Annotated in this window: 9 protein-coding genes and 1 pseudogene; 6 read left to right on the top strand and 4 right to left on the bottom strand. The window is 72.6% G+C overall.

Annotation, left to right across the window (positions count from 1 at the left end):
* Positions 1–7: 7 nt before the first annotated feature.
* The gene (locus tag AB0N31_RS00290) at positions 8–604 is read right to left on the bottom strand and encodes a TetR/AcrR family transcriptional regulator (protein WP_366056034.1); all 597 of its coding nucleotides are present in this window, start codon (positions 602–604) and stop codon (positions 8–10) included.
* A 53-nt stretch (positions 605–657) separates the two neighbouring features.
* The gene (locus tag AB0N31_RS00285) at positions 658–2,718 is read right to left on the bottom strand and encodes a discoidin domain-containing protein (protein ID WP_366056033.1); all 2,061 of its coding nucleotides are present in this window, start codon (positions 2,716–2,718) and stop codon (positions 658–660) included.
* Positions 2,719–2,988: 270 nt separating this feature from the next.
* Between AB0N31_RS00285 and AB0N31_RS00280 the strand changes: the two genes are divergently transcribed.
* The 3 genes from AB0N31_RS00280 (at position 2,989) to AB0N31_RS00270 (ending at position 5,828) form a co-directional block, all read left to right on the top strand.
* On the top strand, positions 2,989–3,804 hold the full coding sequence (locus AB0N31_RS00280; protein ID WP_366056032.1) for an SAM-dependent methyltransferase: 816 nt from the start codon (positions 2,989–2,991) through the stop codon (positions 3,802–3,804).
* Positions 3,805–3,994: 190 nt separating this feature from the next.
* Positions 3,995–4,249 carry an EF-hand domain-containing protein gene (locus AB0N31_RS00275; RefSeq protein WP_366056031.1) on the top strand — a complete coding sequence of 85 codons (255 nt, stop codon included), beginning with the start codon at positions 3,995–3,997 and terminating at the stop codon, positions 4,247–4,249.
* 100 nt (positions 4,250–4,349) lie between these two features.
* Complete coding sequence (locus tag AB0N31_RS00270) at positions 4,350–5,828, top strand: glutamate-cysteine ligase family protein (RefSeq protein ID WP_366056030.1); 1,479 nt, start codon at positions 4,350–4,352, stop codon at positions 5,826–5,828.
* A 208-nt stretch (positions 5,829–6,036) separates the two neighbouring features.
* On the opposite strand, the gene AB0N31_RS00265 is transcribed toward AB0N31_RS00270, so the two are convergent.
* Positions 6,037–6,306: a hypothetical protein gene (locus AB0N31_RS00265; protein WP_366056029.1), complete on the bottom strand. Its 270-nt coding sequence runs from the start codon at positions 6,304–6,306 to the stop codon at positions 6,037–6,039.
* Positions 6,307–6,568: 262 nt separating this feature from the next.
* On the opposite strand from AB0N31_RS00265, the pseudogene AB0N31_RS00260 reads away from it, so the two are divergent.
* Both AB0N31_RS00260 and AB0N31_RS00255 read left to right on the top strand, forming a co-directional pair.
* Positions 6,569–7,502, top strand: a pseudogene (locus tag AB0N31_RS00260) (hypothetical protein); the annotation flags it as partial.
* A 351-nt stretch (positions 7,503–7,853) separates the two neighbouring features.
* Positions 7,854–8,588 carry a hypothetical protein gene (locus AB0N31_RS00255; protein ID WP_366056028.1) on the top strand — a complete coding sequence of 245 codons (735 nt, stop codon included), beginning with the start codon at positions 7,854–7,856 and terminating at the stop codon, positions 8,586–8,588.
* Between the two features lie 145 nt (positions 8,589–8,733).
* On the opposite strand, the gene AB0N31_RS00250 is transcribed toward AB0N31_RS00255, so the two are convergent.
* The gene (locus AB0N31_RS00250) at positions 8,734–9,153 is read right to left on the bottom strand and encodes a DUF2809 domain-containing protein (protein WP_366056027.1); all 420 of its coding nucleotides are present in this window, start codon (positions 9,151–9,153) and stop codon (positions 8,734–8,736) included.
* Positions 9,154–9,365: 212 nt separating this feature from the next.
* Between AB0N31_RS00250 and AB0N31_RS00245 the strand changes: the two genes are divergently transcribed.
* On the top strand, positions 9,366–11,342 hold the full coding sequence (locus AB0N31_RS00245) for an SMI1/KNR4 family protein (protein WP_366056026.1): 1,977 nt from the start codon (positions 9,366–9,368) through the stop codon (positions 11,340–11,342).
* Positions 11,343–11,481 lie beyond the last annotated feature (139 nt).

Genomic DNA, 11,481 nt, shown 5'->3' with positions numbered 1-11,481 from the left:
CGGCCCGTCACGGGGACCGCACCAGGCCGGCGATGTGGGCGGTGACGGTGTCGAGGATGCCGGTCCAGACGGCTTCGTCGCCGAGGACCAGACAGTTGAGGGTCAGTCCGTCGGTCATGGCGGCCAGGTAGCGGGCCAGGACGGGTACGGGCACGCGCAGCCCGAGGTCCGTGCTCGCGCGTAGTTGCTCGACGAGTTCGGCGTAGGTGTCGGCGTACAGCTCGTACTGGCGTCGTGCGAGATGCTCGAACTCCGGCCGACGCAGGGCGTACTGGGTCAGTTCGTAGGTGAGCAGGTGCTCCTCGGGGTGGGCTCGGACGTGGTCCCAGTACGCCTGGAAGCCGGCCCGGACGGTCTCCTCCAGCGTGGCCCGCGGCCGGATCGCTTCCCGGACGACCCTGACGTAGTGGTCGGTGATCGCCGTGATGACGGACTCGACGAGGGCCTGCTCGGAGTCGAAGCAGTAGTGGAAGACGCTCAGGGACACGCCCGCCTCGGCGGCGATGGACCGGGTCGTCGTCCCGGCGACGCCGTCGCGGACCATCGCCCGGATCGCCGCCTCGGTGAGCTGCCGGCGCCGTTCGGCCGACGGCATCCGCGCCATGTGCGCGTCCTTCGCGTCCGCGGCGGCCCGCCCGCGGGCGGGCGGGGTGGGGGTCAGCCGCTGTGCACGCCGACCTCGCGCAGCGAGTACCCCCACTGCGTGCCGCGTGCCAGGCCCTGAACCCGGACGTGGCGGGCGGGGGTGCCGGTGAAGCGGGCGGTGTCCAGGCCGCCGTCACCGGAGACCGTGGACCAGACCGTCCGCCAGTTCTCACCGTCGGTGGAGAGCTGGATCCGGTACGACTTCCCGTACGCGCGTTCCCAGTCGAGGGTGACGCGTCCGACCAGGTGCGTGGCGCCGAGGTCGACCTGCAGCCACTGGTCGTCGCTCCAGTCGCTGGCCCAGCGGGTGCCGGGGTCGCCGTCCACCGCGCGGCCCGCCGCGTAACTGGTGAGGAGGTTCCACTCCTGCGAACTGGCCTTCGCGGCGGCGCCCTCGGCGAGGTCGACGCCCGCCCGGTGCGTCTCGGTGCCGCCCCAGGTGTCGAGGTAGGACTCGGCGCCGCGGAACAGGTCGTCGACCACGTCCTGGCCGCCGACCAGCCGGATGTCCTCGATCCAGTCGGGGACCATGCCGTAGTGGGCGGCTCCGTCGGTGTTGAGGTCCCAGGTGCGGTCGCCGGTGGTCTGCCTGTCGATGACGGACCCGCCGTCGACGCTGCGGAAGGGGTACGTCACCGGGTTGGAGGTGCCCGCGCCGCGGGGGGCCGGCCAGCCGCCGACGCCGTTCATGTCGGTGCCGTAGCCGTAGCCGACGCCGTACTTGTCGCGCAGGGCGTCCGTGCGCTTCGCCTCCGCGCTGAACCCTTCGGAGCCGTGCATGTACTGGGCGACGAAGCCGCCGAGGCCGTAGACCCGCTCGGTCCAGCCGAGGTCCATCCAGCTGTGCGAGGAGAGCACGCCGGGGTAGGAGGCGGACTCGAAGATGTCGAGGACGCGACCGGTGGCCTTGACGCTCATGTGGTCGATCTCGAGCATCATCCTGCGTTTCATCATGCCGCGCACGGCGTACTCGCCGAGGTCGCTGAGGCCGCGGACGTTGCACCGGGCGTTCTCGTCGTAGGCGGGGACCTCGACGCCCGCCGGCAGGTCCTTCTCGGCCCCGGAGGCCGCGGTGCCGATGGGGTTGTCGTGCTGCGGGCCGGTGCACTTCTCCGTCTTCCAGAAGGTGCCCGTGGACAGGAACTGCCCGACGTTGATGGCCGTTCCGAGACCGCCCTCGTCGAAGCGGACGCCGCACAGCGCGTTGTCGAACTTGTGGCACAGGAACATGCTGCGCACGCCGAGCGCGTACAGCTCGTCCAGGCCCTTGTCGATGTCCTCCTCGTCGCACTGCGCGATGTCGAGGACCTGCTTGCAGCCGAACGGCTCCGAGGTCTCGACGCCGAGGACCACCGCGAGTTTGCCCTGCGCGATCACCTGGCGGGCCTGGGCGCTGTCGGTGACGATCCGGAACCAGCCCTTGCCGGCGCCGCCGTGCATCCTGTCGACGTAGGCCTGGAGGTCGTACGTCAGCTTCGCCTGGAGGCGGATCGACGTCATCTCGTCGCAGCTGCGGTCCTTGAAGAAGTACACCGAGCAGATCACGCCGTTGGTGACGAGGTCGTTGACGAGCACCCGCTGGCCGCCGCGCCAGGCGCGCTCCACCCAGGCGTAGTAGTTCTGCTGGTGGGTCAGCGAGTCGTGCGCCGGCCAGTCCTCGAAAGTGGGCCAGCCGACCGGGTCGTGCTTGCCGTCGCCGCCCCGGGTGATGTAGTCGAAGATCGCGAGGGAGCCGTCGGGGTAGTGCTCGGGACAGTCTTTGAGCGCGTCGGCGACGCCCGCCTCGGAGAAGACCTTGCCGCAGATGAGGCGTCCGCCGAAGGCCTCGTTGGCGAACAGGTGGTCGTGCGCGTCGACGAAGCCGCGCACCTCCCCCCGGGCATTCGTGCCGGTGAACGGTTCCCCGGTGACGTCGATCCCGGAGTCGGGGGCGGGCCGGGCGGTCGGGTTCCACCAGTCGGCCCCGGCCGCCGAACTCGGCGTCGGGCCGAAGGTCATGGAGAGCACGAGCAGGAGCAACGACACGACGGTGATCCGCCGGTGTCTGCGGTACGGGCGGCCGGTACTGGTCACTGCCCACGTCCCTGGGTCGGCGGGAGCGCGCGGTGACGAGCCGGCGGGCGCCGGGGATCCGGGGACGCCCACGACCCCCACGAAATTGTCATGACCGCGCAAGAGATGCGACGAGGATCGCCACCGGCGGGTCACGAGTCAAGGGTCCGGGACGACCGACCTGATGAGCCGGGTCGTTCGAAGAGGTGAACTGGTGTGCACGCCGTGGCCGTTGGGACGTACGTTGTGCGGTGGAACCTGCACGCCTCGGCTGAAAGACGGACGCCACCCATGAGCGACTCAGCGACGACGCCCGGATCGTCGGTGCACCAGAAGATCGACACCTCGGTGCCGCACTCGGCCCGGATCTGGAACTACTGGCTCGGCGGGAAGGACAACTATCCCGTGGACGAGGAGGCCGGCGACGCCTACACCGCCGTCTTCCCGGGCATCGTCACCATCGCCCGCAGCAGTCGGGCCTTCCTGCGCCGCAACATCACGTACCTGGTGTCCGAGGCGGGGATCCGGCAGTTCCTGGACATCGGCACCGGCCTGCCGACCGCCGAGAACACCCACGAGGTCGCCCAGCGGATCGCCCCCGAGTCCCGGATCGTCTACGTCGACAACGACCCGATGGTCCTGGCGCACGCCCGCGCCCTGCTCTACTCCACCCCCGAGGGCGCGACCGCCTACATCGACGCCGACGTCCTCGACCCGGACCGCATCCTGGCGGCGGCGGCCGAGACGCTGGACCTCAGCCGGCCCACCGCCCTCATCCTGAGCAACATCCTCGGTCACGTGGCCGACTACGACCGGGGGCGCGAGCTGGTGACCCGGCTCATGGGGGCCCTGCCGTCGGGCAGCCACCTCTCGATCAACGACGGCTCCCGGGGCGTCGACCCGGTCTTCGAGGCGGCCCAGGAGGCCTACAACGCCAGCGGCGCCGTCCCGTACAACCTGCGGACCGTCGAGGAGATCACCTCGTTCTTCGACGGGCTGGAGCTGATCGAGCCCGGCGTGGTCTCCGTGCCCCTCTGGCGTCCGGACCCCTCCGCGACCGCCCCGGAGATCATCGCCGAGCACGGAGGCCTCGCCCGCAAGCCGTGACCGGCCGCGGTGCCGGCGGCGGTGCCGGCGGCGGGGGACCCGGACGGGAGCGCGGGCGCTGCCGTCCGGGAGCGGGCCGGGGCCTTCCCGCCCGCCGGCGACCGAGGGACGGTGACCGGGGACCGGAAACCCCGGAAATCCCGGGAACCGGGGACCGGGGACCGGCAGACATCGTGAACGGGGAAGCATCATGAGCGACAAGGCACGCAAGCTGTTCGAGGCACTCGACCTCGACGCCGACGGGACGCTGACCCGCGAGGAGGTGATCACCGCGCTGCACAGGAAAGGTCCCACCCTGGCCGCCGCCGGGGATCTGCCGTTCTGGGCGCTGGGGGACGCCGAGGCCTCCTCCGCCCTGTTCGACGCGGCCGACCAGAACGGGGACGCGGTGCTCAGCCTGGAGGAGTTCACGGCGGTCGTGGACCGCCGTTTCGGCTGGGGCTGACACCGGAGCCGGCCCCCGGCTCACGTGGTCGGGGGCGCCCGGTGGTGCGACGCTGGACGGGAGAGCTGTCCGAGGACAGACCCGGACACCGGGAGGCCCCATGGGACGGGACGTCCCGGCGATGGTCTTCACGCGCGAGGACCGGCGCCGGTACCGGATCAAGATGCAGGAGTGCCTCGACGCGTTCGCCCAGATGCTGCGCGAGGACCGGTTCGCGTCCGAGCGGCCCCGGGTCGGGCTGGAGATCGAGCTGAACCTGGTCGACGACGCGGCCGAGCCGGCGATGCGCAACAGCGACGTGCTGGAGGCGATCGCGGACCCGGCCTGGGACACCGAGCTGGGCCGGTTCAACCTGGAGATCAACGTGCCGCCGCGCCGTCTGACGGAGGGCGGCCCCGACGCGTGGGAGTCCGAGATCCGCGCCGCGCTGAACCACGCCGACGAGCGGGCCAGGTCGGTCGGCGCGCAGTTGATCATGGTCGGTATCCTGCCGACGCTGCGCCAGGAGCACATCGGCGAGTCCGCGCTGTCGGAGAACCCCCGCTACCGGCTGCTCAACGACCAGGTGTTCGCGGCGCGGGGCGAGGACCTGCGCATCGAGGTGGACGGCGTCGACCGGCTGCGCACGTACGCGGACACGATCACCCCGGAGGCCGCGTGCACCAGCACCCAGTTCCACCTCCAGGTCCCCCCGGAGGAGTTCCCCGCGTACTGGAACGCGGCGCAGGCCATCGCCGGCGTGCAGATAGCGCTGGCCGCCAACGCGCCGTTCCTGTTCGGCAGGGAGCTGTGGCACGAAACCCGGATCCCCCTGTTCGAGCAGGCCACCGACACCCGTCCGCAGGAGATCAAGGAGCAGGGGGTACGGCCCCGGGTGTGGTTCGGGGAGCGGTGGATCACCAGCGTCTTCGACCTGTTCGAGGAGAACCTGCGCTATTTCCCCGCGCTCCTGCCGCTGTGCGACGAGCAGGACCCGACGGAGACGCTGGAGCGCGGTGACGTCCCCGAGCTGGCCGAGCTGACCCTGCACAACGGCACCATCTACCGCTGGAACCGCCCGGTCTACGCGGTCGCCGACGGCACCCCGCACGTCAGGGTGGAGAACCGGGTACTGCCCGCCGGCCCGACCGTCGCCGACACCCTGGCCAACGGCGCCTTCTACTACGGCCTGACCCGCGCCCTGGTGGAGGAGGAACGGCCCGTGTGGTCCCGGATGTCCTTCGCGGCCGCCGAGGAGAACCTGCACACGGCGGCCCGGCACGGCATCGAGGCGGCCCTGTACTGGCCGGGGATGGGCGAGGTGCCGGTGCCCGAGCTGGTCCTGCGTCGGCTGCTGCCGCTGGCGCACCGGGGCCTGGAGCTGACCGGGATGGACACGGCCTGGCGGGAGCCTCTGCTCGGCGTCATCGAGCAGCGGTGCGTCACGGCCCGTAACGGCGCGGTCTGGCAGAAGGAGATGTTCCATCACCTGGCCGCCTCCCCCGGTGTCGGCCGCGACGAGGCGTTGCGGCGCATGACGCGGCAGTACATCGACTACATGCATCTCAACGCCCCGGCGCACACCTGGCCGGTGGACTGACGGGAGCGCGAGGACGGTGCGGTGCCCGACGGAGCGGCACCGTTCCGCGCGGCGGGGACGGTGCCGGGGTGGACGGCGGGGTGACACCCCCGGCGTCCACGGCGTCCCCGACGCCCGGCTCCTTCGGCGTCCTGCCGCCGGGACGACGCCGCAGTCGCGCTCCCCGTCCTCGCACGACGGCGCACGGCCCCCGTGCGCGGGAGCACTCTCAGCCGGAAGGCCGACCGGGGCGCCCGGCCGGCGCGTCCGGCGCGTCCGGCGCGTCGAACAGTTGCACGCCGATACCGGCCAGGACCAGGCCCGTGGCGATGAGCAGGCCCTCGGCCAGGGCGACGCCGGTGACCAGGGCGGTGACCCCGGACGCCAGCGTCCACCGGGCCCCGGTACGGCGGCGCCGGCGAGGCCGCGCGGGTCGGAGATCGTCGGGCGGGAACCGTCCCTCGGGGACGGCCGGGCACTCGTCGTCGGACTGCGGCACGACGCTCCTCCCTTCCCGGGGCGATCCGGAGCGCGGCCCTTCCTGGTCCGGTCGTCCGCGGAGCGTCGACTCGGCCCGCCGACATCTTCCAGCGGCTCCCGGCACGAGGCCCAACTGGCTTATTTCCTGGGGAAGTAGGGGCAAACTCCACCGCCGACGGGAGTTGGCCGCCCGCCCCGCCCGGAACTGCGACTGCGACTGCGACTGCGGCTACGACGTGGCCGACATCAGGGTCGACCCGACCGGTGTTCCGCCATAAACCGACCATCACGCCGGGCAGGACTCCCACGACATCTCCCTCGGCCTGGACCGCGCCCCGCTGTCCGCCCTGCTCGCCGACTTCCACGCGCTCGGCACCACCAGCGTCCGGCTGCCGTTCTCCAACGCGATGATCCGCGCCACCGCGCCCGTCCCGGACTCCGCCGTCACGGCGAATCCGCACCTGCGCGGCAGGACACCGCTCCAGGTCTTCGACGCCGTCGTGGCAGCCCTCAACCCGGGACGGGTTCGCGGTCGTCCTCAACAACCACACCAACACGTCCCGTTGGTGCCGCGGCGTCGACGGCAACGAACGCTGGCGCGCCGCCGCCTGGAACCACCTCATGACCGCCGCGAGCCGCACGGGAACCGTCGCACCGGTGCCCGCCTGGCGCATGCTCACCACCGACCACGGCGACGCCGTGCAGTCGCTGCGGAAGCGGGCGGGCGGCGACTGGGACCCGGGGGCCCGCAAGGCCGTCCGTCCCGACGGTCTGCGTCTGATCGGCCTCGGCCACATCGGCGGGCGTGCCCTGTGCACCGACGTGACGACGGGCGACCTGCGGGCCGCCGCCGACGCCCGGACGGTCGTCACCGACGGACGCCATGTGCCCGCGGGGGGGGGCGACTGGGCGAGCGGCTACACCAAACTCCACTGCCCCGCGGGCGAGTTCCCCATCGGCCACAGCCGCCGGGACAACCGGGTGTCGGCGGCACCGTGCGCGCCCGCCAGCGTCGCCCCGGGCCGCACGGGCCGTACCGTCTGGTTCGACCGGAACGACGACCGCCCGTCCGACGGCGTCGGTGGCGACTTCGCCGTCGGACGCCTCAAGGGGCGGTGCGCGGGGGACGAGTACGCCGCGGGGATCGCGTTCACCACCCGCCTGGGCGGCACACCGGGTCCGGCGGCGCTGCTGCGCGTGCCGTCGCCGGCCTGAGCGGAGCATGAGCGGCTCGCCTCGAAGAGGGCCGCCGACGACGCTCGCGGAGGACGAACGGCTCAGCTCGGGGAGGACGGGGTGAGCACCCCGAAGTCGACCATCCGATGGCCCGCGCCCTCAAGACCTTCCCAAGACCCGGCAAAACCTCGGGGGAGAGCGGAAGCTTTGACTCCGCTTTGAGCAACCGGTGATCAATCTGTGGCCTACACCCTTCTAAGGTCACTCCGGGCTCGGTGATCTTCCGTCCCCGCCGACCCGGCTCCGGGGACCACACGCGCTTCCGTGGCGCGCCCGCCCCCAGCCCCCACCCGGACCCGGCGCACATGCACTTCAGTTTCGAGGACTTCCATGCGTCTCCCGTCCCCTGCCGCCAAGATGCTCGCCGTCGCGGCACTTCCCGTGGCCCTGGTCGCGTGCTCCGCCGAGTCCGCGGACTCCACCGGCGCGTCCCCCGCGGCCGCGTCACCGTCGCAGGCCAAGGACCCCAACGCCGGTCTCCTGACGGGGGCGCAGCTGAAGGAGACACTGGCCCCCGCCTCGTACTTCCCCTCCGGCTTCGCCGCCGACCCGAGCCTCGCCCGCGACACCGGGGACACCTACCAGGCACCGGCCACCCACGACGCCGCCGAGCCGCGCTGCGCCGACCTGGGGGCCACGAGCTGGATCAGCCTCACCGGTGTGGAAGGCGTCTCGTTCGCCCAGAACTCCTACCTCAACCAGAACACGTCCGCCGAACTCGACCAGGAGATCGACGTCTACCGCGACACCACCGCCTCGGACGTGCTGAAGGGCCTGGCGGACGTCGTCGCCGCCTGCCCGACCTACCCGGACTCCGACACCCACAGCACGGTGACGGTGACCGGTGCCGCCACACCCGGGCTCGGGGACGAGGCGTACACCATCACCCTCACCGACGACGCGTGGGAGAGCGGCACCACGCTGATCGCCGCCCGCGCGGGCACGGCCGTCGTCAGCGTGCTGTCCACCGACGGTGCCGACAACGGGGCCGCGAGCGCGAAGAAGCTGACGGCACAGGTCCTGTCCTCGCTGAAGAGCGGGAGCGGCACGGCCGGCCAGGGCTGACGCCGGTCCCCCTCGGGGCATCGCGGAGCGGCCGCCCGGTCCGAGAGGCCCGGACGGGGGCGACGTGACGGCCCCGGCGCGCCGGCCCCGCCGTTCCGGGGCCGGCGCGACCGTGCTGCCTCTCGGTCCGGACGGCGCCGGCCGCTCAGGGCCGGCACGCAGGCCGCGGTACGGCGGCCAGGACGAGCCGTCCGACCAGCGCGCCGACCGCGTACCAGAACAGGTCCGGTGCGTTGAAGGTCGAACCGAGGACCAGGCGGGCGGCGGCGCTGTGCCGGGAGAGCTCCGCCGGAAGCCCGCTGAGCTGGAGGAACTCGACCCCCCAGCTGACGGCCAGCGCGACGACGCCGGCTTTCCGCGCCGTCACCCGCGGTGCCACGAGGACGACGAGGGCGACCAGCAGCAGCGTGTACAGGGCGTCCCCGCCGTACTTGGCCACGTCTCCCGCCGCCACGGCCCTGAGCCCCAGTCCCGCGCCGACCACCAACGCCGCGGACACGGCCGCCGCAAGACGCACTCGGTTCGTCTCGCTGCCGGTGCCCGCACCGGTTCTGGAAGCGTCCATACGACCATCCTGCTGGATGTCCGGCACCCGCCCGACAGCGCCCACCGGGCGGACGGGTCGGGTCGTGCGTCCAGCGGAGTGACCGGGCCTCCGCCCGCGCGGCCCGGTCAGCGGCCTGGGACGAGGTGAACCGCCTCGCCGACGGCCTCGTCGACGGCCTTCCTCCGGCCGGCGGCGGGGCGCTGTCAGTGGTGGGTGGCAGCATCGGGCGCATGACGGACACCACGGCATTCGACTGGCGATCCTTCCTGCTCAACTGGAGCGGGGAGTGGGCGGATTCCCTGCCGGACGGCGAGACGCGGAACGAGGAGGACGAGGATGCGCGACGAGCGCGGTGGCTGGGATTCCCACCCGCGTCCGAGGAGCGGATCGCGGCCGCTGAGGAGCGCCTCGGCCGCCGGATGCCCCCGTCGTACCGGGAGTTCCTCAAGGTCAGCGACGGATGGCGGCACGCGGGCGGATTCGTGTGGCTGCTGGCGGGGACCGAGGACGTGCGCTGGCACGGCAACGAGTCGGGACTCGCGGACATGTTCGAGGAGCACCTGGACGAGGACGCCGGGCCCGAGGAGCGGCGGGAGGCGGACATCTGGCGGCGCGGGCTGCAGCTCGACGTGGAGTCCGACATCACCCACGTCCTGATGGACCCCGAGGACGTGGACGAGAACGGTGAGTGGGCCGTGTACACGTGGGCGAGCTGGCGGGCCGCGCCACCCGAGCGGCACGCCGACTTCCTCGCGTTCATGCGCGACATGTACCGGCAGTTCCACAGTCTGCGAACGCACCGGAGCGACGGGGAGCCGGAGTTCGCCAACGACACGACGCGGAAGCTGGACGCCCAGGTGGCGCAGGCCCGGTCGGCGGCGCTGCGCGGCGACTGGGAACGGGCCGGGAAGGAGCTGGACGAGGCCAAGGGCTACGGCAGACCGCGGGCCGCCGGACTGGGCGACCAGATACGCCGCCTGCTCGGAGAGACCTACATGGTGTACTTCGACGGCCTGGTGACGGACCCGCGGTACGCGCCCGAGCTGCTGCCACCCCTGGTCGCCGAGCACGCGGCGCACTCGTACCGGGACGACTCCACGCTGACGTTCCACCTGCGGGGCGCCGACGAGGACCTGGTGTCACTGGCCTACGCGACGCTGGAGCAGGTGCGCGGCGGCACGTACCGGTACACGGCGGCCGGACCGTTCGGCAAGGCGGTCGAGCGGGCACGGGAGCTGGCCCGGTGGGGAGACACCGACGAGGCGTGGCGGACGCTGATCGACGCTCTGCCGCTGTGGGAACCGCTGGGACCGGACCACCTGGCGCCCCTGGGATGGGTGGCCGATCCCGTGCTCGGGCCGCTGCTGACCCCGGAGCGGGGCCGCGAGCTGCTGTCCACGCCACGGGGCGGGCAGACGGGCGGGGCACCGAGGCCGACGGCCGGGCTCGACCCGGGTGACCTGGCGTGGCTCGCGGAGCCGGATCCGGGCAACAACCGCACGTCCTACCGGTTCGTCCTGGTGGAGGGAGCGGCCCCGGAGGAGTTGCCCGAACGTCTTGCGGACGGGGACGGGGACGGGGACGGGGACGGCACCGTGCTGAACGAACCCCTGACCCTCTGGGAGGCGCGCCGCAGGTTGTTGCACGACCAGAGGGAGTTCTCGTCCTACGACGACAGGGCCCTCGTGGCGGTCGGCCGGGCCGGAGCCGGTTGGAGCTTCGCCTTCGACGGCGATCCCGCCCCGTTCGACCGACGGCGGTTCGTCTCCCCGGCCGCGTCCGCGTCCGCCGGCTCGGACACCCGCGCGGTGGTGGTGTGGAGCGGCCTGAGGACATGGCACGGGGAACCGTTCTTCCACCTTTCGGTGGCGCGAGGCGGCGCCGAGCAATACGCCTTCACGTACGCGGACGGAGAGGTCCGGTCACGTGGGCGGCTACCGCAGGCACTGGACCCGAGCCGGTTCTTCGGTGACCGGGAGGACGGCGCCGAGGCGGAACGGTCGCTGCTGGAGGCGGTGGCCGGGGAGTTCGGCGTCCGTCTGCCGCGCCATGCGATCGTCAACGGGCGGCTGCACACGTTCACCACCCGCTCCTGGACGCGGCCGCCCGGGGACGGCGAGACGTACGCGGTGATCCGCCTGCGCGTGGAGGCCGACCGCACCGCGGACGACGGCCGAACGGCAGACGACGGGCCGGGAAGCAGGTAGGACCGGCCGGGCCGCAGAGGACGAACTCCCCGGGCCCCGACGACTCGGAGCGGACGGCCGCCGCCTCGCCGTCGCGGCGACCAGACGGGGCACGCGCGAGAGCCGAGCCGTCCGGGGGCTCGTGGAGTCATCGCCGACA

The organism is Streptomyces sp. NPDC051051 (assembly GCF_040682975.1).
GTDB lineage: Bacteria > Actinomycetota > Actinomycetes > Streptomycetales > Streptomycetaceae > Streptomyces.
The sequence above is the reverse complement of the archived record's forward strand: the minus strand, read 5'-3'. Positions and strand labels throughout refer to the sequence as shown.